The following is a 24,990-nucleotide window of genomic DNA, read 5'->3' on the forward strand; positions in this document are numbered from 1 at the left end:
ATCCCACCGTGCTTGGATGAGCCCATGAGTGATCACGCGACACGTTCCGCGCGCGAGCTGCTGGACGTGGTGGACGACCGGGACCGCGTGGTCGGGCAGGCGCCGCGCGGCGAGGTGTACGCGCGCCGGCTGATCCACCGGTGCGTGTTCATCCAGGTACGGGACGGGCACGACCGCGTCTTCGTGCACCGGCGCACGGACGACAAGCTGGTCTTCCCGTCGCTGTACGACATGTTCGTCGGCGGTGTGGTGGGCGTGGGGGAGTCCTACGACGCGGCGGCGCTGCGCGAGGCCGAGGAGGAACTGGGCGTCTCCGGGCTGCCCCAGCCGGAGTTCCTGTTCAAGTTCCTCTACCAGACACCCGAGCACGCCTGGTGGTCCGCCGTCTACCGGGCGAGCTGGGACCGGCCGGTCAATCCGCAGCCGGAAGAGGTCGCCTGGCACGCCTTCCTGCCCGAGGAGCAGTTGTCGCGCCGGCTGGCCGAGTGGCCGTGGGTACCGGACGGGAGCGAGGCGTACCGGCGGCTGCTCGCCTGGCGCCCGGACCCGCCGGTCCGCCCGAAGTATTGACAGGCGTCTCTACAAAAGCGCTCAATTATCTTCACGCCGCTCCGGATTTCCCTCAGGAGTGAGCAGGTTCGCTCAATGGCTCGATGACACCGTGGCTCGGTGGCTCTGCCGTGCCCGGGCCGCGCCGGACCCCAACGGCGAAGGGACAACGACCATGCAACTCCTCTCCCGGCGACGGTGGCTCGCCCGCGCTTCGTCGGCCCTGGCCGCCACGCTCGCGCTGAGCGCGACCCTCGTCGGCCTCGACACCACCGCTGCCGGCGCGGCCACCAGCACCACGATCGCGGTGAACGGCGCGCAGGGTGGCCGTACCTTCGACGGCGCCGGCGCGATCAGCGGCGGGGGCGGCAACAGCCGGCTGCTCATCGACTATCCCGAGCCCGCGCGCTCGCAGATCCTGGACTACCTGTTCAAGCCCGGGTACGGGGCGGGCGTGCAGATCCTGAAGATCGAGATCGGTGGCGACGCCAACTCCACCGACGGTGCCGAGCCCAGCATCGAGCATGTCAGGGGGACGGTGAACTGCACCGTCGGGTACGAGTTCTGGCTCGCCCAGCAGGCCAAGGCGCGCAACCCGAACCTCAGGCTGTACGGCCTGGCGTGGGCCGCGCCCGGCTGGATCGGCGGCGGGAACTTCTGGTCCCAGGACATGATCGACTACCTGATCAGCTGGCTCGGCTGTGCCAGGAGCAACGGGCTGACCATCGACTATCTCGGCGGCTGGAACGAACGCGGGCACGACAAGGGCTGGTACGAAACGCTGCACAGCTCGCTGGCCAGCCGCGGGTACGGCAGCACCAAGGTGGTCGGCGACGACACCAGTTGGGGTACCGCCGACGACATGGTCAGCGACTCGTCGTTCAACGCCGCCGTGGACATCGTCGGCGACCACTACCCGTGCGGGTACCTGTCCGACTCGACCACGTGCAACTCCACCGCCAACGCGGTGGCCACCGGGAAGCCGCTGTGGGCCAGCGAGAACGGCTCACTGGACGTCGACTCCGGGGCGCAGGCGCTGATCCGCTCGATCACCCGCGGGTACATCGACGGGAAGATGACCGCGTACCTGAACTGGCCGCTGGTCGCCGCCATCACGCCCAACCTGCCGTTCTCCACCGTCGGGCTGGCGGTCGCGCCGTCACCGTGGTCGGGCGCGTACCGGCTGGGCAAGGAGACCTGGGCCCTCGCGCAGGTCAGCCAGTTCGTCCAGCCGGGATGGACGTTCATCGACTCGGCCAGCGGGTACCTGGGCGGCGCCCGCGCCAACGGCAGTTACGTCACGCTGAAGTCCACCAACGGCAGGGACTACAGCTCCATCATCGAGACCACCACGGCCACCGCGGCGCAGACCGTCACGCTGAACGTCTCCGGCGGGCTGTCCACCGGCACGGTCCACGTGTGGGCGACCAATCTCGGCTCGTCCAGCGCGAGCGCCTACTTCGTCAGGCAGGCCGACGTCACGCCGTCGGGCGGCAGCTACACGCTCACCCTGCAACCGGGGTACGTGTACTCGCTGACCACCACGACCGGCCAGGGCAAGGGCACCGCCAGCAGCCCGGCCCAGGGCAACCTGGCGCTGCCGTACAGCGACACCTTCGAGAGCTACCCGGCCAACGCCGAGGCGCGGTACGTCGCCGACCAGCAGGGCTCGTTCGAGGTGCGCACCTGCTCCGGCGGGCACACCGGCCAGTGCCTTCAGCAGGTCACCCCGGTCAAACCGATCGAGTGGCAGGGCGACAGCGACGCGTTCGCGCTCGCCGGCGACCTCGCCTGGAGCAACTACACGGTGTCGGTGGACGTGAACCTCCAGCAGGCCGGTACGGCCGAGCTGATCGGTCGCGCGAACACCCAGTCCCGGCCGCAGAACCGGCAGGCCGGGTACGAGTTCCGGGTGAGCAACACCGGCGCCTGGTCGCTGGTGAAGAACACGACCTCGGGCACGCTGACCACGCTGGCCAGCGGGACGACCACCGCGCTGGGCCTCAACAGCTGGCACACCCTGTCGCTGACCCTGCAGGGCAGCACCATCACCGCGAAGCTCGGAACGACGACGCTGGCGTCGCGCACCGACACCTCGTACGCCACCGGGCAGGTCGGGCTCGGCGTGGTGGGCTACCAGACCGACCAGTTCGACAACCTCTCCGTGACCCCGGGCACCGGAGGAGTCACCGCGAAGCCGATCACCTCCGGCATGGCGGGCAAGTGCCTGGAGGCCCAGAACGGCAGCACGGCCGACGGTACGCCGGTGGTCATCGACAGCTGCAACACCGGAAGCGCCGCGCAGAACTGGACGCTCGCCGGGGGCAACACCATCCAGTTCACCGGCAAGTGCCTGGACGTCACCGGGCAGGGTACGGCCGACGGCACCCTGGTCGAGCTGTGGACCTGCAACGGCGGTACCAACCAGCAGTGGACCGTCGGGGCGAACTCGTCGCTGGTCGGTACCGGTTCCGGCAAGTGCCTGGACGACCCGGCCTCGTCCACGACCGACGGCACCCAGCAGGAGATCTGGACGTGCAACGGCGGCGCCAACCAGGTGTGGCACCTGCCGACCTGAGCGCCCGCGGGCTGTCCGGCCGCCCCGGGCAGCCCGCCCCGGCCCCGCCGTGACCTCCGAAGAATTTGCAGACTCGGCATCTTTACAGGTTCGGCATCTTTGCAGACTCGGCAGTTTCGGCTAGAGTCGTGCTCATGAGCACCGAGGACGGCGGGTTGCGCGAGCGCAAGAAGCGCGAGACCAGAGCGGCGTTGAGCTGGGCGGCCATCCGTCTGACGGTGGAGCGCGGGTTTGACAACGTGCGGATCGAGGACATCGCCGAGGCGGCCGGCGTGTCCACGCGTACGTTCAGCAACTACTTCGGCAGCAAGGGAGAGGCGATCGCCGCCCGCCACATCGACCGGTGTCTGGGGGTCGCCGAGGAATTGCGCGGCCGGCCCGCCGGGGAGCCGATCTGGGAATCGATCACCCACGCGACGCTCAAGCAACTGGTTCCCGGGCCGGAGTTGGAGGCGCATCCGGTGCAGGACCATCAGCGCTGGGTCGCCGGGCTCAAGGTGATGAGCGCCGAGCCGGCGATCCAGGGTGAACTCATGCGCGCCAGCGCGGTCGCGCAGACCGCGCTCGCGGCCGCGGTCGCCGAGCGCACCGGCACCGATGCCACCCGGGACCTGTACCCGCAACTGGTCGCCGCCGCGGTCCTGTCCGCCACGAACGCAGCCATGCACCACTGGCAGCGCGCCGACCCGCCGGTGTCGATGGAGTGGTTGATGACCGATGCGCTCGCTCAACTGGCGGCCGGCCTGCCCGCCCCTGACACGCCGACTTCCTAACCCGCCAACGCCCTAGCCGTTTCGACCGGTCTGGCTCGGCGCGTCCGACTCCGCGCCGCGATCCAGACCAGTCGTTCGACCGGCTGGCTCGGCGCGTCCGGCGCCACGCCACGACCCGGACCGGTCGCGCACCACCCATCACGTCAGCTCCGCCGTCGCGGAGCCGGCGAATCCCGCGCGCACGCGCACACCGCACCCACGGAGGTTCCACCATGCCCGAAAACAGCGCGCCCGAAAACGCGACAGCTTACGACGTGGTCATCGCCGGCGCCGGCCCCAACGGCCTGATGCTGGCCTGCGAACTGGCCCTGGCCGGCGTACGGCCGCTGGTGTTGGAGCGGCTGACCGGCCCCACCGACGAGCAGCGGGCCAACGGGCTCGTCGGCCAGATCGTGCGGATGCTCGACCGTCGCGGGCTTTACCAGCGGCTGACCGGCGGTCAAGAGCCGCCGCGGCCGGCACCGGGTTACACGTTCGGGGCGTTCCCGCTGGACCTTTCTTCGCTGCCGGACAACCCGGTCTACCTGCTGACCGTGCCGCAGCGACGCATCGAGCAGATGCTGGCCGAACGCGCCGGTGAACTCGGCGTCGAGATCCGGCGGGGCCACGAGGTGACCGGGCTGGCGCAGGACGCCGACACGGTCGCCATCGAGATCAGCGGCCCGGACGGCCGGTACCCGATCGAGACCCGGTACCTGGTCGGCGCCGACGGTGGGCGGAGCACCGTCCGCGGGCTGGCCGGCATCGGCTTCCCCGGTGTGACCACGGACCGCGGCATCTCCCGTATGGCGCACGTCAGCGTTCCCGCCGAACTCATCGATCCGGCGACCGGCGGACTGGTCGTCCCCGGGTACGGCGTCATCCCGCCGTTCCTGCACCACCGCACCGAGACCGGGATGATCGCGTTCGCGCCGTTTCCGGGCCGCCCCACGGCCATCAGCACCGCCGAGGTGCGGGCGCCCGGTACAGAGGATGAGGCGAACCGGGGGCCGATGTCGTTCGCCGAACTGCGTGACAGCATCCGCCGGGTGCTCGGCGTCGACGTGGCGGTCGAGCCTCCGCAGGGCCCCGGGCCGCACCTGCTGCGCCGGCTGGTCGGTGGCAACACCCGGCTGGCCGACCGGTACCGCGAGGGCCGGGTCCTGCTGGTCGGCGACGCCGCCCACGTGCACTCGGCGATCGGCGGACCCGGGCTCAACCTGGGCCTGCAGGACGCCATCAACCTCGGCTGGAAGCTCGCCGCCGAGCTGAGCGGCTGGGCCCCGGCCGGGCTGCTGGACAGCTACCAGACCGAGCGCCGGCCGGTCGGCGAGCGGGTGACGATGCACACCCAGGCCCAGTCCGTGCTGGTCGGTCCGGGCAGCGAGGTCACCGCGCTACGCCAGCTGTTCGGTGAACTGCTGGCCGATCCGCACACCGTGGCGCACCTCGCTGACCTGCTGGCCGGGGCGGACATCCGGTACGACATGGGATCCACCGCGAACGCCGACTCGCTGACCGGCCGGTGGGCACCCGACCTGTCGTTGCACACCGAGACCGGCACGGTACGCCTCGCCGAACTCACCCACGGTGCCCGGCCGCTGCTGCTGGACCTTACCGACGACGGGGCACTCGGCGAGGACGCGCTGCCGTGGCGTGACCGGGTCGACGTGGTGCGGGCCCGGGCCGACGACGCGAAGGTCACCGCGCTCCTGCTGCGACCGGACTGCTACGTCGCCTGGGCGTCGCGGTCGGCACGGCTCGACGAGCGGGAGCGGGAGGCGCTGCGGTCGGCTCTCGCCCGGTGGTTCGGGGAACCGGCCACCCCCTGAGCGCAGTTTCCGCGCTGTGGCCTCCGAGCGCAGCCCGGCCGGGCACGGGGCCGGCCGGGCACGGGGGCCGGCCGGCGCTCAGCCGACCTCAGCCCGGACCGGCTCCGTCTCGACGGCCATGGCCAGGCTGATCCGGGTACCCGACGGGCCGCTGAGTACCTCGACCCGGTCGCACAACTCGTCCATCAACCAGAATCCGCGCCCGTGCGTGGCCGTCGGCGGGGGCCGGCCGGCGGCCCGCCCGGCTGTGGGCAGGCCGGGACCGTCGTCGCCGATCTCGACCGAGAGCCAGCCGCCGCCTCTGCGGAACGTCACCTCCGCCCAACCCGTGGCGTACCGGATCGCGTTGGTCGCGGCCTCGTTGACCGCCAGGGTGAACTGGTCGGTCCGGTCCGTGTCGAGGCCGGCCGACCGCGCGGCCCGGGCGACGAACGCGCGCAGTACCGGCAGATCCTCGACGGTGAACCGTGCCGCGCCCGCGACGGCGGACAGTTCCCCGCTGTCGACGTACATCGGACACTCCTCAGGTCTCCCAGGCCCCGAAGGTGTTTCTACCCCCCGACCCCGCCCGTCAACCGGGTCGATCGGGTGCCCGGACGGGTGGATCCCCCCGGCGGGGTACCGCGACCCGATCAGTGCGTGCGGATGGGCTGTCCCTGGGCCGTGGGCAGGCCGAGCCCGCGCCGTACAGCCGTCTCGGCAGCCGGGTCGGCCTTCGCCCTGGCCTGCGCGACCAGCGCGAGAGCGTCGGTCGAGTTCGTCGCCCCGGCGGCCTTGTGCCACAGCGGGCCGGCCGCCTCGATGCCGTCGGTCAACCGCTTGAGGTCCGGCTTGACGGCCTCCGGCCACTGCCTCAGGGCGAAATAGTTGCCCATGGTGTCGTGGGCGTCCGCCGCGGCCACCAGAACGGGCTGGAGCTGGGACCATGCCGGATTCGGTCCCAGAGCGTCGAGGGCGGCCTCCGCGTCGTGGAAGTCCCGGACGCCCACCAGGAAGTCGAGCTGATAGTCATCGACGTCGGTCGCGTCCTCGCGGACCGATCTGGTCAGCGTCGGCCCGTTCGCGGTCACCACGCAGACGATGTCGGCGTACCACTGCGACGTGGTCGGCAGGTACCAGCGCAGCTGCGTACCGGCCGGCAGCGACAGCGGGTCGAGTGCGTAGGCACGGCTGACCGAGTGGCAGCCGGTCGCGGCCAACCGGTCGAGCGTCGCCCGGCTCGGGTACCGGGACGGGTGGGCCGATGCCTTGTCGACCGCGGACGTGGTGCCCACGACCTCGGCGTCGTGCGGTCGGGTACACGGAATCCTGGTGGGTGTGGAGGTCAGGAACTCGCCGCCACTCGCGCTCGTGCGGTTGAAGCAGTCGCCCGCCGACAGCGTGAGCGCACCCTGTTCGTGCAGGTACGGGACGAACCGAACGCCGACGGCGACGGCCCAGACGAGGCTGAGCGTGGCCGCCGCGACCAGGAAGCCCTTGCCCCGCTCGCCCAGCATCCTGATCCGCGCGATGGCCGCCAGGCTGACGACCAGGCCGATCAGGGCGCGGTACGGGGCGCCGAAGACCAGGGTCAGCACGAGGACGATCGGCGCCGCGATCAGGTAGGCCACGGCGTAACGCCGGGCCCGCCGGGCCCGGCGGTCGACGACGTCGCGGTCTTTCTCCGGATCCCAGTACTCGTGCCAGGGATCCCCCTCCGCATGCGGCCTGGCCCAGGCTCTCCGGTCCTCGTCGGACGGATCCGCGCGCTGATCGACCATGTGGCCGCCCCTCCCGATGTGAATCGCGCGGATCACCGTATGCGATCCGCGCAATGCGTGGGAGGCGGCCCGGGGCCGGAGCGTGACGCCGGGCCGAGAAGCCGCGCCGGGCCGGAGCGTGGTGCCGCGCCGGGCCGGAGCGTGGTGCCGGTTTGAGAGCGGTCAGCGCGCCCGGTAGGTCATGCAGTCGGCGCCGTTCTGGTTCTGGCCGACCTGGATCTGCGGGGCGTGGCAGGCCAGTCCGCTGTTGTGCCGGCAGTCTGTGCGTTTGCACGCACCGACCTGGGCGGTCACCGTGTCGAGGCCACCCTTGTCCTGGGTGGCGATGAAGGTGTCGCAGCTGGAGTCGTTGGTGCCGCCGACCGTGATCGCGAACGCGCGGCACCCGCCGTGGTTGTAGCCGCACCGCGTGACGGTGCACTGCTGGACGAGCGGCATTTGTAGCATCTGAGTCATCTGTGCCTCCTAGTCCGGATTACTGTAAGCGGAGGCATCGCGCCTTTTGGTCGGTTTCACGATTTTCGTCCCCAATGATTTCCCGACTCGCCGGGCGTCCGGCACCCTCCGGGTACCCGGGGTCGGGTGATATCCGGCCGAAGGCGGATGGATGTTACAAATGGTACGAGGGGGGTCCACCTGTGTCGACCGGCCAGCTGCCACGGATACTCCGGAAACAGGACACGCCCGGAAGTCCGCTGTTCGTGGAGCTGTTCTTCGACCTGGTCTACATCTTCTTCTTCACCCGCCTCTCGCAGAGCCTCCAACATCAGGTGAGCCTCCGCGACACCGCGCAGACCGCCGTGCTGCTGCTCGCCGGCTGGTGGGTGTGGGTACTGACGGCGTGGCTGACCGACCTCTTCGACGCCCAGCTGCCGCTGATCCGGGGCCTGGTCATCGTGGTCATGGTGGGCACCCTGGTGATGGCCGCCGTCATTCCGAAGGCGTTCGGGGAGCAGGGTCTGCTGTTCGTCCTGGCCTACTTCGGCATCCACGTGGCGCGGGACGCCGTGCTCATCCCGGGCACCCGGGTCAACCGCGACATCCAGGCCCGAAGCGTCCGGGTGTTCTTCTGGCTGCTGGTCACGGCGGTACCGTGGCTGCTCGGCGCGTTCCTGCACGGCCCGGTACGCCTGCTGCTGTGGGCCGTCGCCGTACTGACCGACTTCCTGTCCGCGATGTTTGGCTGGCCCACTCCGAGGCTCGGCCGTACCGACCTGAAGAGCTCCATCTTCCTCGGCGGCCACCTGTCGGAGCGCCACCGGCAGATCGTCATCGTGGCCTTCGGCGAACTCGTCCTCACCGCCGGGTTCGGGCTCGGCGACCACCGGATCGACGTCGAGGAGGGCTTCGTGTTCCTGCTCGCGTTCGGCAGCGCGGTGCTCCTGTTCCAGCTGTACTACCAGCAGATCCGCCGGCTGATCCCGCCGGCGTCGGCCGGGTACGCCAACCAGGTCGCCACGGGTACCTTCACCTCGTACTGGCACCTGGTGATGGTCGCGGGGGTGGTGGGGGTCTCGGTCACCGACCGGATCCTGGCCGCCGACCCGCACGCGTCCACGCCGGTGTCATCGGCCCTGATCGCGGCCGGCGGACCGGCGGTGTTCCTGATCGGCAGCTGCCTGTTCGACCGGGTGGTCACCGGGCGCGTCCCGTGGACGAGGTGGGTTCCGGTGCTGGTTCTGCTGGCACTGGTACCCGCGCTGCTGACGATGCCGTTGATTCTCGTCGCGGTGACCACGTACGGCGTCCTGCTGCTGACGCTGATCACCGAGGCGCTCGCCAGCCGCCGCCGCGGCACGGTCGAGCCGCGATCCGGATCGTGAGACGGGGTCGGTCAGCGGATCGGTATCCAGAACCGCAGGGTGGCCCCGCGCTGATCCTCCAGCTGCCCGCCATTGTGCTCGATCACCTTACGGGACGCGGTATTGCCGGCGTCGCACGTCAGCAGCGCACGATCGATGCCGAGCGACCGGGCCACCGGCAGCGCGGCGCGCAGCATCCCGGTCGCGTGCCCGCGCCGTCGCGCCGACGAGCGGACGTCATAGCCGATGTGCCCGCCGAACTCGCGCAGGCTGTCGGTCAGCCGGTGCCGGATCGCGACGCGGCCGAGGTACTCCGTGCCGTCCACCCACCACAGGCTGGTGCACGGCACGAAGTTCTCGGGCCGGGGCGTCTCCTCCAGGGACTGGGCGCGCAGCCACTCGACGTAGCCGCGGAAGGCGTCCGGCCCGGAAGACCAGCTCTCGCCGAATCTCCGGATCTCACCGCCGATCATCGTGTGGTCGTCGGCAGATCCGCGCCCCTCGGCGCGGAACTCCGCCATCGCGTCGAGGAACGATTGGCGTACGTGCTCGGTCGGTGCGCTCAGTTCGGCCATGGCGACAGTCGTACCCGAGCGAGCCGGCCGGCGCATCCCCAATAAGGTCAGCGGATCCCGATTGTGGTCAGCCGCATCCCGATCGTGGTCGGTCGCATCCCGATTGTGGTCGGTCGCATCCCGATTGTGGTCGGTCGCATTCTGATCGTGGTCAGTTCAGCGGGAACCTCTGGGCGGCGCTGCCGTTGCAGTCCCAGATCTGGAGCCGGGTGCCGTTGGCGGTGGCGCCGCTGGGGGAGTCGAGGCAGCGGCCGGACTGTGGGTTGCGCAGCGAGCCGTCGGCCTGCTGTACCCAGTTCTGGCCACCGACGCCGTTGCAGTCCCACAACTCGACCTGGGTGCCGTTGGCTGTGCCGTTGCCGTTGATGTCCAGGCACCGGCCGAGGGTGCTCAGCGAACCGTCGGCGTTGTGCGTCCAGTGCTGGTCGACCGCGTAGGACTGGCAGTCCCACAACTGGACGGCCGTCCCGTCGCCACCGCTGTCGTCGCCGTTGACGTCCACGCACTTGCCGCCCGGGCCGGTGATGGTCGCGGCGGTGGGGGACGTGCCGGTCGAGCCGGCGTATCCGACGGAGACGATGTTCGCCTGTACTGAGCCGTCCGCGGCGTCGGTCGGGTACCCGGCCGTCATGACGCCCTCGAAGAACGATCCGATGGACCGGTTGCTGTTGTCGCCGCCGGTACCCAGGACGATGGAGCCCTCCTGGTGCATCGGCCGGTACCCGTTCGCCGGCAGCGGCCCGTTGTACCAGGTGGTCAGCCCGCCGGACTGGGCGTTGCCGCCCTCGAGCGCGAAGGTGGTCTGGCCGTTGTTCTTCAGCAGCGCGGTGACGAACGGGGTGGCGTTGCCCAGGTTCGCCGGGTTGGAGCCGCTGCCCTGGTACAGGCCGTTCTCGAGGTCGCCCGCGACCCACGGGCCGATCCCGGAGCACGGCGGGAAGCCGCACGTGGTGCCGAGGTTCACCGCGTCCATGTGCCCGTTGCCGGTGTCGGCGATGGTGGCCTCGACGTTGCCGTAGTCGAAGCAGCACCCGCCGTTGACGTGGGTTCCGCTGGCCACCATGTACATGCCCTCGGGCGCTCCGTTGGTCGCGACCCCGTCCCCGACGTGGTGCCGGTAGCCGGTGCCGGGCGCGATGTAGACGCCGTACACCTTGTGGCCGCCCGCGGTGACCGGCAGCGCGGCCGCGTTCGCGCCGACGTCCTGGCCGCCGGCCGTACCCGGGCCCTCGATGGTCAGGTCGTTGTGCCGGGGGGACTGGTCGTAGATGACTGTGATGACACAGGACGTGTTGGCGCAGAAGGAATCCTGGACGGCCGCGTTGGCGTACCCGCCGGCCGCCAGGACGCCGACGCTTGTCGTGGCGCCGTCCGAGGCGCGCCTGACCTGGTACAGGCTTCCGGCGTAGGCGGAGTAGAGCGCGCGTACCGTGCTGTGGGCCGCCACGCACGGGGTGCCGGCGGCGCCGTAGATGTCGCACGGCAGCGTTCCTGCGGCCTGTGACGTGCCGGGCAGGCCGGCGAGCACGCCGGCGGTGAGTGCGGCGCTCGCGGCGCCGGAGAGCAGGATCCTCCGCCATCGCGGGCGGTGTGCTGGGCGCATGGGCCCTCCTCAAATGTTCCGCCTCCGGTGGGGAGGCGGGGACGGGTAACATTTAGGAATGTGAATTAATAACTATGCCTCGCCCGCCGTACCCCGGGCAAGGAGCGGCGCCGGCCCTACCCGCCGTCTGTCGGAGAGAGGAGCGAGGCCAGCGCCGCGGTCGTGTCCTCCAGGCGGGGCAGTGTCTCAACGCGCTCCGGACCGGCCAGGTGCCGCAGCCAGGCGCGCAGGAAACAGGAGCCGACGAGGAGTACCGCGGCCGCGTCGGTGTCGACACCCGGCCGCACCCGGCCGAGGTCGGTCATGTCGCTCAGGTGCTCGCTGACGAACCCGACGCCCCGGTGCGGGCCGTAATTGCCCTTGCTGAGCCGGAGGGCGAACTCGGTGCGGATCGCCGGGTCGGCCTGGATCATCTCCAGTACCGGCAGGGCGCCGTCGAAGAAGCCCTCCAGGGCCGTGGCGATCTGGAGCAGGGTCTCGGCCAGCGACCGGTCGGGCAGGCTGGCCGCCGACTCCAGGTCGAGGGACTTCAGCGGCTCCAGGGCGGTCAGGGTGACGGCCTGGAGCAGGCCGACCTTGTCCCGGTAGTGGTAGAACACGCTCGCCTCGGACACTCCGGCACGCCGGGCCACCTCGCGCGTGGTCAACCTGGCCAGTCCCTGCTCGCCGATCACCTCCAGCGCGGCGCTCAGGATCGCCTCGCGCGCGCCCTTCGGCGGTCGGCCCCGGCCGCGCTTGGTGAATTCCGTCTCCGGCACGTGTGCCTCCCATCTCTTTCTACTGGTCCGGGTCGTGGCGCGGCGCCAGGGCGCGTCGAGCCAACCCGGTCCCCGACTGGTCTGGGTCGCGGCGCGGTGTCAGACGCGCCGAACCAACCCAGTCGTCGACTGGTCTGGGTCGCGGCGCGGCGCCAGACGAGCCGAACCAACCCAGTCGTCGACTGGTCTGGGTCGCGGCGCGGTGTCAGACGCGCCGAGCCAGACCAGTCGTTCGCACTTGACAGAGTAGCTGAGTGTTTGCTCAGATAATCCATGAAGATACTGAGTAGACGCTCAGAAAATACTGGGGGATCTTGATGGACCGGAAATGGTGGACGCTCGGTGCGGTGTGCACCGGCGTTTTCATGCTGTTGCTCGATGTAACGATCGTGAACGTGGCGCTGCCCGACGTGGAGCGCGCGTTCTCCGCGTCGCTGTCCGACCTGCAGTGGGTCATCAGCGCGTACGCGCTGACTCTCGCGACCTTCCTGCTCACCGCCGGTTCGCTGGCCGACCGGTACGGGCGCCGGCTGCTGTTCGTCATCGGTCTCATCGCCTTCACCGCCGGCTCGCTGCTGTGCGGCCTGGCGACCGGACCGCTGTTCCTCGTGCTGGCCCGGGCCGGTCAGGGCGTCGGCGGTGCGATCATGTTCGCCACCTCGCTGGCGCTGCTCGCGGACGCGTTCCGGGGCCGGGACCGGGGCGTGGCCTTCGGCGTGTTCGGCGCCATCACCGGCGTGGCTGTCGCGGTCGGACCGGTGCTCGGTGGCGCGATCACCAGCGGCCTGTCCTGGCGGTGGATCTTCTTCGTCAACCTGCCGATCGGCGTGGTCGCCCTGGCCATCACGCTGCTGCGGGTCGGCGAGTCCCGCGATCCCCAGGCCGCGCCGCCCGACCTGGCCGGCTTCGCGACGTTCAGCGTCGGCCTGGCGGCCCTGGTGTTCGGACTGATCCGCAGCAGTGCCGACGGCTGGTCGTCGGCCACCGTCATCGGGTCGCTGGCCGCCAGCGCCGTCCTGCTGATCGCGTTCGTGGCCGTGCAGCGCCGCCGCGCCACGCCGATGCTGGACCTGCGGCTGCTGCGGGTACCCACGTTCAACGGCGGCCTGGCCGCGGCCTGGGCCATCTCCGCCTCGCTGTTCTCCCTGCTCACCTACCTGGTCATCTACGTACAGAACATCCTCGGCCTCTCCGCGGTCGCCACCGGCATCCGGTTCCTGCCGCTGACCGGGGCGATCTTCGTGACCGCCGGGATCGCCGGCCGGCTGACCAGCCACGCACCCAAGCGCCTGCTCATCGCGCCTGGGTTCGTCCTGATCGGCGCCGGCCTCCTAGCGATGCGCGGGCTGACTCCGCAGTCGACCTGGACCCACCTGCTGCCCGGCATGGTCGTGGCCGGGGTCGGCGCCGGGCTGGTCAACGTGCCCTTGGTCTCCACGGCGGTCGGCGTCGTCGAGCCGGCGCGGGCGGGCATGGCGTCCGGCATCAACTCCACGCTGCGCCAGGTCGGCATCGCCACCGGGGTGGCCGCGCTCGGCACCATCTTCGCGAGCCACGTGCGCTCCGCGGTGATCGATCGGCTCACCGGTACCGCGCTGGCCGGTCACGCCGGAGCGATCGCCGATGCCATCAGCAACGGCGGCGGGGCTCAGGCCGCGGCGGCCGTACCGGCACCGCTGCGCGGCCTCGTCGCGACCACCGGCCGGGCCGCTTTCGTCGACGGGCTCAACCTGATCCTGTGGGTCGGCGCCGCCGTCGCCTTCGTGGCCGCGATCGCGTCCTTCGTGCTGGTGCGCGAGCGCGACTTCGTGACGGCCGGCGCCGACACCGAGGTCGAGCGGGCCGAGCCGGTCGCCGCGGCCATCTGAGACGTGAATCGGGAGTCGTCATGAAACTCACTGTGTTCGCCGCCACCGGCGGCATCGGACGGCGGATCGTCGACCTGGCGCTCGATGCCGGGCACGAGGTCACCGCCGTCGCGCGCAACCCGAGGGACCTGCCGGCCGCGGTACGCGCCGTGCGGGCGGACCTGTCGGCCGCCGACCCGGCGGCGCTGGAGTCCGCGGTCGCGGGAGCCGACGCGGTGCTCTCCGGCCTCGGCTGGCGCTCGCGGTCGGACGCCGGCATCGCGGTGAAGGGCACCGGGGCCATCGTCGCGGCGATGCGCACCACGGGGGTGCGTCGCGTGGTCGTCGTCAGCGCCTCGCCCGTCGCGACGGTGGCCTCCCCGGGCCGGCCGAGCCCGCCGAAGTACGACCCGGGCGACGGCTTCGTGGTGCGCACCGTGCTGGCGCCGTTCATGAAGTCGCTGCTCCGCAAGCCGTACCAGGATCTCGCGCTGATGGAGGACGTGCTGCGGGACAGCGGTCTGGAGTGGACGGTCGTCCGGCCGCCCCGCCTGCTGAACAAGCCGGTGACCGGGCGGTACCGGGTCGCGTACGGGCACAACGTGCGCCACGGCATGTCCATCGGGCGGGCCGACGTCGCTCACCTGATGCTGCGTACGGTCGACGACCCGGACTCGGTGCGCCAGACGGTCGGCGTGGCGTACTGACGCTGAGCCCTGTCCTGCCGACATGATCGGCAGGACAGAGGCTACTCGGACTCGGCCAGCACCTCGAGGATCTGCGCACCGTACCGGGCGAGCTTCGCCTGGCCGACACCGCTGACCCCACCCAGCTGGGTGAGGGAGGTCGGGGCCTCGGTCGCGATCTGCCGCAGGGTCGCGTCATGGAAGATCACGTACGCGGGTACTCCCTGCTCCCGCGCCGCCGCGGCCCGCCAGGCCCGCAGCCGCTCGAACACCGGCTGGGCCTGCGGGTCGAGGTCGGCCGGCGCCGCCGCAGAGCGCGCCCCCCGGCTCGGACGCGCCGCCCGCTCCGGTTCGCGGCGCATCATCACCTGTCGGGTGCCGCGCAGCACCTCACCGCTGGCCTCGGTCAGCGCCAGCGTGCCGTGCTCTCCCTGCACCGCGAGCAGCCCCTGGGCGAGCAACTGCCGTACCACGCCACGCCACTCGCTCTCGCGCAGCTCGGTACCGATGCCGAACACCGACAGCGACGCGTGGTCGAACTGCGCGACCTTGTCGGTCTTCTTCCCGAGCAGGATGTCGATCGACTGGCCGGCACCGAAGCGCTGATTGCGCTCCCGCCGCAGGCGCAGCACGGTCGACAGCAGCTTCTGCGCCGCCACGGTTCCGTCCCACGCCTCCGGAGGCGCGAGGCACGTGTCGCAGTTGCCGCAGGGGGTGCCGGTCTCGCCGAAGTAGGCGAGCAGCCGTGCCCGCCGGCACTCGACCGTCTCGCACAGCGCGAGCATCGCGTCGAGGTGGGCGGCCAGCGTACGGCGGTGGGCGGCGTCGCCCTCCGAGGAGTCGATCATCTTGCGCTGCTGGACGACGTCCTGCAGGCCGTACGCGAGCCAGGCGGTCGAGGGCAGCCCGTCCCGGCCGGCGCGCCCGGTCTCCTGGTAGTAGCCCTCGACCGACTTCGGCAGGTCGAGGTGGGCGACGAAGCGCACGTCGGGCTTGTCGATGCCCATGCCGAACGCGATCGTCGCGACCATCACCAGCCCGTCCTCGCGCAGGAACCGGGCCTGGTTGGCCGCCCGGGTGCCCGCGTCCAGCCCGGCGTGGTACGGCAGCGCCGGAATGCCCTGCTGCACCAGGAACTCGGCGGTCTTGTCGACCGATGCCCGGGACAGGCAGTACACGATGCCGGCGTCGCCCTGGTGCTCAGTGCGCAGCAGGTCGAGCAGCTGCCGGCGGGGTTCGTTCTTCGGCACGATCCGGTACTGGATGTTGGGCCGGTCGAAGCTCGCCACGAAGTGCCGGGCTTCCTTGAGGTTCAGGCGCAGCGCGATCTCGGCGTGGGTGGCCGGTGTCGCGGTCGCGGTCAGCGCGATCCTGGGTACTGTCGGCCACCGCTCGTGCAGCACGGTCAGCCCGAGGTAGTCGGGGCGGAAGTCGTGGCCCCACTGCGAGACGCAGTGCGCCTCGTCGATCGCGAACAGGGCGATCCTGCCCCGTTCCAACAGCCGCTGGGTCGCCGGTACGCCGAGACCCTCCGGCGCGAGGTAGAGCAGGTCGAGGTCGCCGGCGAGAAACGTCGCCTCGACGGCACGGCGCTCGTCGAGGCTCAGCGTCGAGTTGAGGAAGTCGGCTCGTACGCCCAGCGCCCGCAGCGAGTCGACCTGGTCCTGCATGAGAGCGATCAGCGGCGAGATGACGACGCCGACGCCGTCGCGGGCCAGCGCCGGGATCTGGTAGCACAGCGACTTGCCGCCACCGGTCGGCATGAGCACGAGCGCGTCGCCGCCGCCGACGACGTGTTCGATGATCTGCTGCTGCTCGCCCCGGAACGTGTCGTACCCGAAGACCCGGTGTAGGACTTCTCGCGTGTGCTCCTCGGCCGTCACCTGGCGAGTCTACGGCCGGTCGGGGGCGGCGCCGCGACGGGTACGCGGCCGGACCCGCCGGCGTCTGTGCGGGCATGGTGCCGCCGGGCGCCGGTCAGCTCAGGAGGACGGAGCCGGAGCCGTCTGATCCGACTGACCCGTCGAGACGACGCCGTCGGCGCTGGGCCCCCGCTGGCCGAGGATGAAGTACGGGTTGCCGGCGCACGTGCCGTGCGGACAGGAGCTGTCGAAGATCACCGCAGTCCAGGTGCCCGTCGCCTGCTCCTTCGACAGGTCCCAGACGACCGACCAGCGCCCGTCGGCCCGGGTCCGCGCCATCGGGGACACCAGCCAGGGCAGCGACTCGTCGCCGGCCCCGTTGACGATGCCGGGCGACGCGCCGCCCGGTGACCGCGCGACCACGAACACCCAGGCGTTGTCGGGCAGGTTGCTGGTGACACCGGTGAAGGTGAACTCCAGACCGCCCGAGGGAGTTGGCTTGACGCCGACCGAGGTGATGGAGATGGTGGGCGTCCCGCTGCCGCCGGGACCGTTCGCGCCGTGCGGGAACCACCAGGCGGCCAGTCCGATCAGCGTCGCGATGACCGCCGCGACGCCGCCGATCCCGGCCCACCACGGCGCCGAGTGCCACTTGGGCCGGGGTGGTGGCTGCGGGGCCGGCGCGAACGGCACCTCGGGGTGGCCGACGGAGTCGGTCTCGGACGGAGTCTGACTCACCACACCTGCCTCGTCGTCGACTGTCCGCACCAGCGTGACCGACGGGGAAGATCGATCGCCTCAGCTTTTCGGGCCGGATGCCGGGCCCGGGCGCCGGTGGGGGATCAGAACCAGTTCGCTATCGCGCGGTTGAACTGTCCCAGAAGGCGGCCGAAGGTGACGATGTCCTCGGTCGTCCAGGACTGGAGGATGTCGCGATACTCGTCCTGCGCCTGGGCGCGGAACGCCTCGAACGCCTTCTTGGCGGCGTCGCTCGAGACGAACAACGTCGCGCGCCCGTCCTCCGGGTCGGGCAGTGCCTCCACCAGGCCGATGTCGCGCAGGATGGCGGTCTGCCGGCTGACGATGGCCTTGTCGAGGCCGAGCGTGCTCGCGATCGCGGCGCCCCGCATCGGCTCCTCGTCGAGGATGAGCCGGAGGACGGCGAAGCCCAGCGGCGTCAGCGCGGGGTGGATGTCCCGGTGCAGGCCCCGGGCCCGGGATCGCGCCTTGCGGTACAGGTCGCTGACGCCACGCTCCACGTCGCGGGCGGCGACGACCCGCTCCGGGTCGTCTGCCGGGCCGGTTGAGGACTCTCCGGACGCTCCTGACATGTCGCTACTGTAGTGGCCGCCGTGCACCGGCCCGCGTCGCAGCACGGGTACCGGGGGTCGCCCGATGAGGGTCGCGGTTCGCGGCCTCACCGGGTGGTGGGGCGGGCGCGGACGTGCAGGCGTTCGCCCTGCGGCCCGAACAGCGACAGGACCTCGGCCGGGCCCGGGCCGGGGTTGGCGATGCAGTGCGGGACATGCGTGTCGAACTCGGCGACCTCTCCCGGGGACAGGATGAGGTCGTTGTCGCCCAGCAGCAGCCGCAGCCGGCCGGACAGGACATACAGCCACTCGTACCCCTCGTGGCTCTGCTGGTGGTGCCGGCCGCTGGGGGTGCCGGGCGGGAGGATCTGCTTGAACGCCTGCAGGCCGCCGGGCCGGCGGGTCAGTGGCAGGAACGTCACGCCGTGCCGGACGATCGGCTGTGCCCGGACCCGCGGGTCCCCGGTGGCCGGCGCGCCGACCAGCTCGTCGAGGGGCACCTGGTGCGCCCGGGCCAGCGGCAGCAGCAACTCCAGGGTGGGCTTGCGACCGCCGGACTCCAGCCGCGACAGGGTGCTGACCGAGATGCCGGTCGCGTCGGAGAGCTGGGTCAGCGTGGTGCCCCGCTGCTTGCGCAGGGCGCGCAGGCGCGGGCCCACCGATTCCAGGACGGCCGCCTCATCGTTTGCCATTCCAGCAACAATACTTGTCACTTCGGCCATCCGCACCGGATCGTTGGCGTGACCGGCGACATCCGCCGTCTCGCGTCAACCCGGCATCGGCGGCGCGGACGGCCGCATCACCGGTGCGGCCGGCGGGCGTCGCCGGTGTGACCGGCAACGGGAAGGGATTCGAGGGGTGGACGAGAGATACGACGTGGTGGTGGTCGGCGGGGGAGCGGCCGGCCTGGCCGGAGCGCTGGCCCTGACCAGAGCGCGGCGCTCGGTCCTGGTGGTGGACGACGGGCGGCAACGCAACCGGCCCGCCGGGCACGTGCACAACTACCTGGGCCGGGAGGGCACGCCACCGGCCGACCTGGTGGCGACCGGACGCGAGGAGGTCGGCCGGTACGGCGGTGAGTTGCTCACCGGCCGGGTCGAGGGCGCGGTACCGGACGGCGGCGGTTTCCTGGTGACGACCGACGGCGGGCGGACCGTACGGGCGCGGCGGCTGCTGGTGACGACCGGGCTCGTCGACGAGTTGCCGGACGTGCCGGGGCTGGCCGACCGGTGGGGGCGCGACGTGCTGCACTGCCCGTACTGCCACGGGTGGGAGGTGCGCGACCGGCGCATCGGAGTGCTGGCCCGCGGGCCGCTGTCGGTGGAGCAGGCGAACCTGTGGCGGCACTGGAGCGAGGACACGACGCTGCTGCTGCACGACACTCCAGCGCTGGAACCCGCCGAGGCCCAGCGGATGGCGGCGCGGGGCATCGCTGTGGTGGAGGGCGCGGTCGTCGGGCTGGAGGTGAGCGGGGACGCGCTGACTGGGGTACGGCTGGACTCGGGCGAGGTCGTCGCCCTCGACGCGCTGGTTGTCGAGGCGGGACTGACCGCCCGGTCCGCGCTGCTGGAGTCGCTCGGGCTGGCGCCGGTCGACGTGGAGGTGGCCGGGCAGGTGATCGGCAGGCAGGTACCGGCCGACCCGACCGGGGCGACCGCGGTTCCCGGCGTCTGGGTGGCCGGCAACGTCGCCAACGTCCGGGCTCAGGTGATCATGGCGGCCGCGGCCGGGCTGACCGCCGGTGCGGCCATCAACGCCGACCTGATCGCGGAGGAGACCCGGGACAGTGTGGCGGCGTACCGGGAGCGGGTACGCGAGGTGTTCCAGGCGGACGCCTGGGAGCAGCGGTACAGCGAACGACCGGCAGTGTGGAGCGGCAACCCGAACCCGCAACTCGTCGCCGAGGCGGCCGGCCTGGCTCCGGGGCGCGCCCTGGACGTCGGCTGCGGCGAGGGGGCCGACGCGGTCTGGCTCGCCGAGCACGGCTGGCAGGTCACCGCGCTGGACATCTCGACCGTCGCGCTCAAGCGTGCCGCGGCCCACGCCGCCGCGGCCGGACCGCGGGTCGCCGACCGCATCGAGTGGACGCACGCCGACCTGTTCGAGGCGCCCCTGGACGAGGGGGCGTACGACCTGGTGTCGTCGCAGTTCATGCACCCGCCGGGCGAGGCGCGCGAGACGTTGTTCGGCCGCCTGGCCGCGGCGGTCGCTCCCGGCGGCACCCTGCTGATCGTCGGGCACCACCCGCACGACCTGCGGACGTCGGCGCACCGGATGCACTTCCCGGACCTGATGTTCACCGCGGGGCAGGTCGCGGCGGCGCTCGACCCGGCGGCGTGGGACGTGGTGACCTCGGAGTCGCGGCCGCGCGCCACGACCGACCCCGAGGGGCGTGAGACCACCATCTACGACGCGGTACTCGTCGCCCGTCGCCGGGTGGGGTCACGCGCCGCCGAGGTGGACCCGGTGAGTTGAACGGTCCCGGTGTCCGGGTGCGCGAGCACCCGGACACCGCGGCCTCGGCGCGCTCCGGGTCAGGCCCCGGCTCCGGGCTCCGGCCGGGCCCCGGCTCAGGCCCGGATGGTCATCCGGGACACCAGCGCCCCGTCCACCTCGAAGGTGAAGTGGCTCGGCCCGTTGAAGCCGTCGCCGCCGACCTGGGCGGTGGCCGTGTACTCGGCGCCACTGCCGGTCACGCCGGTGATCTCGAGCGACACCCGTACCCCGATGAACTCGCGGTCGCTCCAGCCCCGGATCGCCGACCGGCCGCGGAACTCGCGGCCCCAGTCGTCGACCGTGCCGTGCTCGGTGAAGCCGTCGAGGAACCCCTCGGTGTCGCCCCGGTTGGCTGCGTCGATGAGTGCCTGTACCGGTGTGGGCAGTGCGGCGATCATGGTCTGTACAGTACGGGGGCCGCGACCCGGGCGGGTCAGGATGCCCCCGAGGTCAGGATGCCCCGAGGTGCAGCGGCAGCACCACCGCGGCGGACAACGCGAGGTCGCGGTCGAACACCTGATCGCGGGGAACGAACACCATCGCCTTGCCCTCGCCGAGTACCACGTCCTCCTGCCGGGCGTCGGTGGTGCCGCGGAAGGCGTGGATCGTGACCCGGTGCGGGAAACCCGGCTCGGACGGGCGGGCACCGCTCCACAGCGGGTGCAGCTGGCCGGCGGTCAGGCCGGTCTCCTCCAGCAGTTCGCGGCGGGCCGCCTGCTCGGGTGTCTCGCCCGGCTCGACCTGACCGCCGGGAAGGCTCCAGCGGTTGGGCGAGGTGGGCGCGTACTCGTCGCGCAGTTGCATGAGTATCGCGCCCGAAGCGTCCTCAAGCAGGACGATTGCGACTTCGTAGCTGGCCACCCGCGCCATCCTTCCACGCCGTACCTGTGATCCGGGGTGGGCCGGGTGTCGGGACCCCGTCAGCCATTAGGCCGCCTTCCAAGCAGAGGAATATTCGCTTAGGGTAGTCAGCTATGCGCGCGGGGTTGACGCGGTGAGGGTCCAGTTGATGGCCGCCGGTGCACTTGCCGCGTGCGTGGCCGGCACCTGCGTGCTCCTGTCCGGGGCCGCCCAGGCGGCGGAGCCGTCGGTCGACTTCACCGGCGGATGCGGCCTGCTGGGCATCGGCGCCACGTCCCAACCGGAAACTCCGAACCTGAGTATGACCGCCGGATCGCGACTCCGGGTGGTCAATCACCTCGGGGCGAACGCGACCCTGGTGGTGAACGGCCGCCGGATGCGCACCGTCCGTCCGGAGCACAGCTTCCGGTTGACGCTGGCGGCGGAGGAGACCACGACGGTACAGCTGAGCCCGGCCTGTCCCGCGCCGCTCGTCTCGGTGGCCGCCGCGCTGACCGTCGCCGTCACCGCCGTCGAGGCGCCGGGTACCGGCAGCCCGTCGACCGCCCCGCCGAGCGCCCCGCCAGAGCATTCACCGACGCGTACCCCCACCGTGCCACCGTCGCGACCACCGCAGCCCCAGCCGGCGCCGGTGACCGCCACCCCCCGTGCTCCGGCCCACACCTCCGGTCCGGCGCCCGGGCCGTCCCGGCCGGCCCGGCGGCCGCACAGCCGGACGAGTGTGGCCGGGACCGTCGCGGCCGCCGTCCCACCGACGGCGTACGTCGGCGACGCCGTGCCGGCAAGCCCGTCCGGGCCGCCGCCTCTGGCGAATCAGCCGTACATCGGGCCGGTGGCCCCGCTGGGCGCGGACCGGGCGGCCCGGTACAGCCTGGCGCTGATCGCGACCGTCCTCATCCTGGGCACCGGCCTGGCCGCGCTGCGGTTGCTGCGCAGCCAGCGGCACGTGGGAGCGCACCGCAGAGCCTCGTGAGCACGTTTGCCACCAGCGGACCCGGGTAGGGCAGCGGTCTCTACGCCGTGGCCGGGCACCGTCTCTATGCCGTGGCCGGGTGAACGGAGGGCGGTGGCCGGTTGGCCGGGGACGATCTCATCGACGCGTTCTTCAACGAACTGAGCCAGCGTGGCCACGACCCGTTGCTGGACAGGCTGTCCACGACGGGGCGCGTCGAGATCTGCGACGGGGACCATACCCGGCAGTGGGTCGTGACGGTCAGGGACGGGTGCGCCTCGTTGACTGCGGACGAGCCGAACATCGGCTGGGTGCTGCGTGCCGAGCGGACCGCCTTCAACCAGCTCGTCAGCGGCGAGGTGAGCGCGCTCGAATCGCTGATGCGAGGGTCGATCAGCTTCACGCTGATCGATGAGAGTCAACGGTTCAGCCTGCTCTCCCGGCTGTTCGCCGGATCGCCGGAGACGCGCATCCGGCGGGGTCCGCTGGTCCACACGACAGACGTGCCAAGCTCCGGGGAGCCGGCATGACCCAGGCGATCGGGCCGGTGACGATTCTCGACGGAAGCGTCTTCGTGGTCAGCGACACGGCCGGAGACATCCAAGCCTCACCGACGGAGCCGGCCGGCCTGTTCGGCTACGACACCCGGTTCCTCTCCACCTGGGTACTGAAGGTCAACGGACAGAAGCTGCACGCGCTGTCGGTCGACGACGTCCAGTACTTCGAGGCGCGGTTCTTTCTGGTACCCGGGGACGAGGCCGTGTACGTCGACAGCACGCTATCGGTGGTCCGCCACCGCAGCATGCGGCACGGCTTCGACGAACAGCTGATCGTGCTCAACCACGGCGACGAACCGGCGCAACTGACATTCCGCGTCGACGCCGGCAGCGACTTCGCGGACATCTTCGAGGTGAAGGACGCGCTGGGCAAGAAGGGCACGCACTACGTGCGGGTGGAGGACGACCGGCTCGTCTTCGGGTACCAGCGCGAGACCTTCCACCGCGCGACGACGGTGACCGCGGACGTGCCGGCCGAGTACGACAGCCGGGGCCTGACGTTCATGGCGCGGGTCGAGGCGCACAGCGAGTGGAGCACCCGCCTGGTCGTCGTGGCCGCCATCTACCTCCCCACCCGGGGCAACGCGCTGCCCCGATGGCGCAAGGGTCACGAGGCTCTGGACCGCGACCTGGACACGTTGCTGAACAAGGCGCCGCTGCTCAAGTGCGACTGGCAGCCGCTGCGCGACATCTACCACCGCAGCATCGTGGATCTGGCCGCGTTGCGGTTCGCGCCGGAGGTCGCCAAGAAGCGGACCATGCCGGCGGCCGGCCTGCCGTGGTTCATGACGACGTTCGGCAGGGACAGCATCTTCACCAGCCTGCAGGCGTTGCCGTTCGACTCGGAGCTGGCGCAGACCACGCTGCACGTGCTCGCCGACTGGCAGGGTTTCCGCGTCGAGGACCGCCGTGAGGAGGAGCCCGGCCGGATCGCGCACGAGGTCCGCTATGGCGAGTCGACCGCGTTCCGGGACCGGCCGCACGGGCCCTACTACGGTACGGCGGACGCGACACCGCTGTGGGTCGTGCTGCTCGACGAGTACGAGAGGTGGACCGGCGACTCCGCCCTGGTACGCGAACTCGAGTACGAGGCACGGGCGGCGCTGGAGTGGATCGACCGGTACGGCGACCTCACCGGTACCGGCTACATCTCGTACCGGCGGCGCAACGAGGTCAGCGGTCTGGAGAACCAGTGCTGGAAGGACTCCTGGGACGCCATCTCCTACCGGGACGGCCGCCTGCCCGGGTTCCCGCGGGCCACCTGCGAACTGCAGGGCTACGCGTACGACGCCAAGCTGCGCGGGGCACGGCTGGCACGCGAGATCTGGCACGACCCGGGCTACGCCGACCGGCTCGAACGCGAAGCGGCCGAACTCCGGGAGCGCTTCGAGCGCGACTTCTGGATCGCCGACCGGGAGTACTACGCGCTGGCGCTGGACGCCGACGGCAGCCAGGTCGACGCGCTGTCCTCCAACATCGGGCACCTGCTGTGGAGCGGCATCATCGGCGAGCACCGGGCGCAGCGGGTCGTCGAGCACCTGATGGGGCCGAAGCTATTTTCCGGCTGGGGAATCCGCACGCTCGGCACGGACGAGTCGCGGTACAACCCGATCGGCTACCACGTCGGCACCGTGTGGCCGTACGACAACTCCATCATCGCCTGGGGCATGCGGCGGTACGGGTACAAGGCCGAGGCGGCACTGGTGGCCGCGCAGATCCTCGACGCGGCTCAGTTCTTCAACCACCGCCTGCCCGAGGCATTCGCCGGCTACGAGCGCAGCCTCACCAGATTTCCCGTCCAGTACCCCACCGCGTGCAGCCCGCAGGCGTGGTCGGCCGGGGCGCCGCTGCTCTTCCTGCGCACCATGCTCGGCCTCGACGTCTCCGGCGACAACCTCGTCGTCAGCCCCGCGCTGCCGGACGGCATCAACCACCTCGAGCTGCTCGACATCGCCGGCCGGTGGGGGACGGCCGACGCGTTCGCCGAGCGCCGCGACGACGGGGGATCGCGCGAGGCGTTGCGCCCCTCGCCGAGCAAGCCGCCGACCGGCCGGACGGCCGGTTCCGGCAGAGGCTGACCGGCGGGCCGGGGCGGCGCTGTGCTCCAGACGCGGTGTGCCAGGCGCGATGTGCCAGGCGCGATGTGCCAGGCGCCGTGCACCGGCGCCCGGCAGCGCGAAGCGTCCGCCGGTTACCGCACCGGCGTCAGC

The 24,990-nt window shown here is 71.4% G+C and carries 22 protein-coding genes and 1 pseudogene; 11 read left to right on the plus strand and 12 right to left on the minus strand.

The window, feature by feature from the left end:
- Nucleotides 1-24: 24 nt before the first annotated feature.
- The 4 genes from Raf01_RS18880 to Raf01_RS18895 all read left to right on the plus strand — a co-directional run bounded on the left by Raf01_RS18880 (nt 25) and on the right by Raf01_RS18895 (nt 5,711).
- Nucleotides 25-570: an NUDIX domain-containing protein gene (locus tag Raf01_RS18880; RefSeq protein ID WP_203919242.1), complete on the plus strand. Its 546-nt coding sequence runs from the start codon at nt 25-27 to the stop codon at nt 568-570.
- Nucleotides 571-724: 154 nt separating this feature from the next.
- Nucleotides 725-3,127 (plus strand): ricin-type beta-trefoil lectin domain protein, encoded by a 2,403-nt coding sequence (locus Raf01_RS18885; protein WP_203919243.1) that lies wholly within the window; start codon nt 725-727, stop codon nt 3,125-3,127.
- Nucleotides 3,128-3,261: 134 nt separating this feature from the next.
- Nucleotides 3,262-3,900 carry an acyl-CoA-like ligand-binding transcription factor gene (locus Raf01_RS18890; protein ID WP_203919244.1) on the plus strand — a complete coding sequence of 213 codons (639 nt, stop codon included), beginning with the start codon at nt 3,262-3,264 and terminating at the stop codon, nt 3,898-3,900.
- A 212-nt stretch (nt 3,901-4,112) separates the two neighbouring features.
- Nucleotides 4,113-5,711: an FAD-dependent monooxygenase gene (locus Raf01_RS18895; RefSeq protein ID WP_203919245.1), complete on the plus strand. Its 1,599-nt coding sequence runs from the start codon at nt 4,113-4,115 to the stop codon at nt 5,709-5,711.
- A 78-nt stretch (nt 5,712-5,789) separates the two neighbouring features.
- Here the strand turns inward: Raf01_RS18895 and Raf01_RS18900 are convergent, their stop codons facing one another.
- From Raf01_RS18900 to Raf01_RS18910, 3 genes are all read right to left on the minus strand, one after another.
- The gene (locus tag Raf01_RS18900) at nt 5,790-6,224 is read right to left on the minus strand and encodes an ATP-binding protein (protein WP_203919246.1); all 435 of its coding nucleotides are present in this window, start codon (nt 6,222-6,224) and stop codon (nt 5,790-5,792) included.
- Nucleotides 6,225-6,343: 119 nt separating this feature from the next.
- Nucleotides 6,344-7,471 (minus strand): septum formation family protein, encoded by a 1,128-nt coding sequence (locus Raf01_RS18905; RefSeq protein WP_203919247.1) that lies wholly within the window; start codon nt 7,469-7,471, stop codon nt 6,344-6,346.
- Between the two features lie 162 nt (nt 7,472-7,633).
- A complete protein-coding gene (locus Raf01_RS18910) occupies nt 7,634-7,927 on the minus strand; it encodes a DUF1540 domain-containing protein (protein ID WP_203919248.1) in 294 nt (97 codons plus the stop codon).
- 182 nt (nt 7,928-8,109) lie between these two features.
- Between Raf01_RS18910 and Raf01_RS18915 the strand changes: the two genes are divergently transcribed.
- Nucleotides 8,110-9,294 (plus strand): low temperature requirement protein A, encoded by a 1,185-nt coding sequence (locus tag Raf01_RS18915; RefSeq protein ID WP_203919249.1) that lies wholly within the window; start codon nt 8,110-8,112, stop codon nt 9,292-9,294.
- A gap of 11 nt (nt 9,295-9,305) precedes the next feature.
- Here the strand turns inward: Raf01_RS18915 and Raf01_RS18920 are convergent, their stop codons facing one another.
- The 3 genes from Raf01_RS18920 to Raf01_RS18930 form a co-directional block, all read right to left on the minus strand.
- Nucleotides 9,306-9,848, minus strand: a complete 543-nt coding sequence (locus Raf01_RS18920) for a GNAT family N-acetyltransferase (protein WP_203919250.1) — start codon at nt 9,846-9,848, stop codon at nt 9,306-9,308.
- A 151-nt stretch (nt 9,849-9,999) separates the two neighbouring features.
- A complete protein-coding gene (locus Raf01_RS18925; RefSeq protein ID WP_203919251.1) occupies nt 10,000-11,451 on the minus strand; it encodes an arabinofuranosidase catalytic domain-containing protein in 1,452 nt (483 codons plus the stop codon).
- A 116-nt stretch (nt 11,452-11,567) separates the two neighbouring features.
- The gene (locus Raf01_RS18930; RefSeq protein ID WP_203919252.1) at nt 11,568-12,209 is read right to left on the minus strand and encodes a TetR/AcrR family transcriptional regulator; all 642 of its coding nucleotides are present in this window, start codon (nt 12,207-12,209) and stop codon (nt 11,568-11,570) included.
- Between the two features lie 317 nt (nt 12,210-12,526).
- Here Raf01_RS18930 and Raf01_RS18935 point away from each other — a divergent pair, with 317 nt between their 5' ends.
- Together Raf01_RS18935 and Raf01_RS18940 are read left to right on the plus strand one after the other, a co-directional pair.
- Complete coding sequence (locus tag Raf01_RS18935; RefSeq protein WP_203919253.1) at nt 12,527-14,077, plus strand: MFS transporter; 1,551 nt, start codon at nt 12,527-12,529, stop codon at nt 14,075-14,077.
- 20 nt (nt 14,078-14,097) lie between these two features.
- Nucleotides 14,098-14,763, plus strand: coding sequence for an NAD(P)-dependent oxidoreductase (locus Raf01_RS18940; protein ID WP_203919254.1), 666 nt, complete (start codon nt 14,098-14,100; stop codon nt 14,761-14,763).
- 41 nt (nt 14,764-14,804) lie between these two features.
- Here the strand turns inward: Raf01_RS18940 and recQ are convergent, their stop codons facing one another.
- The 4 genes from recQ to Raf01_RS18960 form a co-directional block, all read right to left on the minus strand.
- On the minus strand, nt 14,805-16,625 hold the full coding sequence (gene recQ / locus Raf01_RS18945) for a DNA helicase RecQ (RefSeq protein WP_203919255.1): 1,821 nt from the start codon (nt 16,623-16,625) through the stop codon (nt 14,805-14,807).
- 99 nt (nt 16,626-16,724) lie between these two features.
- Nucleotides 16,725-17,342 (minus strand): hypothetical protein, encoded by a 618-nt coding sequence (locus Raf01_RS18950; RefSeq protein ID WP_203919256.1) that lies wholly within the window; start codon nt 17,340-17,342, stop codon nt 16,725-16,727.
- A gap of 104 nt (nt 17,343-17,446) precedes the next feature.
- Complete coding sequence (locus Raf01_RS18955; protein ID WP_203919257.1) at nt 17,447-17,935, minus strand: MarR family winged helix-turn-helix transcriptional regulator; 489 nt, start codon at nt 17,933-17,935, stop codon at nt 17,447-17,449.
- 86 nt (nt 17,936-18,021) lie between these two features.
- Nucleotides 18,022-18,606 carry a helix-turn-helix domain-containing protein gene (locus Raf01_RS18960; RefSeq protein ID WP_203919258.1) on the minus strand — a complete coding sequence of 195 codons (585 nt, stop codon included), beginning with the start codon at nt 18,604-18,606 and terminating at the stop codon, nt 18,022-18,024.
- A gap of 166 nt (nt 18,607-18,772) precedes the next feature.
- Between Raf01_RS18960 and Raf01_RS18965 the strand changes: the two genes are divergently transcribed.
- Nucleotides 18,773-20,389, plus strand: a complete 1,617-nt coding sequence (locus Raf01_RS18965; RefSeq protein ID WP_203919259.1) for a bifunctional NAD(P)/FAD-dependent oxidoreductase/class I SAM-dependent methyltransferase — start codon at nt 18,773-18,775, stop codon at nt 20,387-20,389.
- A gap of 95 nt (nt 20,390-20,484) precedes the next feature.
- Here the strand turns inward: Raf01_RS18965 and Raf01_RS18970 are convergent, their stop codons facing one another.
- Together Raf01_RS18970 and Raf01_RS18975 are read right to left on the minus strand one after the other, a co-directional pair.
- Nucleotides 20,485-20,808 (minus strand): nuclear transport factor 2 family protein, encoded by a 324-nt coding sequence (locus Raf01_RS18970; RefSeq protein WP_203919260.1) that lies wholly within the window; start codon nt 20,806-20,808, stop codon nt 20,485-20,487.
- A gap of 52 nt (nt 20,809-20,860) precedes the next feature.
- Nucleotides 20,861-21,271 carry an NUDIX hydrolase gene (locus Raf01_RS18975; RefSeq protein ID WP_373319538.1) on the minus strand — a complete coding sequence of 137 codons (411 nt, stop codon included), beginning with the start codon at nt 21,269-21,271 and terminating at the stop codon, nt 20,861-20,863.
- Nucleotides 21,272-21,404: 133 nt separating this feature from the next.
- Here Raf01_RS18975 and Raf01_RS18980 point away from each other — a divergent pair, with 133 nt between their 5' ends.
- The 3 genes and pseudogenes from Raf01_RS18980 to Raf01_RS18990 all read left to right on the plus strand — a co-directional run.
- Nucleotides 21,405-22,244 (plus strand): hypothetical protein, encoded by an 840-nt coding sequence (locus Raf01_RS18980; protein ID WP_203919262.1) that lies wholly within the window; start codon nt 21,405-21,407, stop codon nt 22,242-22,244.
- Nucleotides 22,245-22,345: 101 nt separating this feature from the next.
- Nucleotides 22,346-22,753 carry a PDDEXK family nuclease gene (locus Raf01_RS18985; RefSeq protein WP_203919263.1) on the plus strand — a complete coding sequence of 136 codons (408 nt, stop codon included), beginning with the start codon at nt 22,346-22,348 and terminating at the stop codon, nt 22,751-22,753.
- A pseudogene (locus tag Raf01_RS18990) lies at nt 22,750-24,780 on the plus strand (amylo-alpha-1,6-glucosidase); the annotation flags it as partial. The gene Raf01_RS18985 and the pseudogene Raf01_RS18990, both read left to right, overlap by 4 nt.
- Between the last annotated feature and the right edge of the window lie 210 nt (nt 24,781-24,990).

The organism is Rugosimonospora africana (genome assembly GCF_016862975.1).
GTDB classification, from domain to species: domain Bacteria; phylum Actinomycetota; class Actinomycetes; order Mycobacteriales; family Micromonosporaceae; genus Rugosimonospora; species Rugosimonospora africana.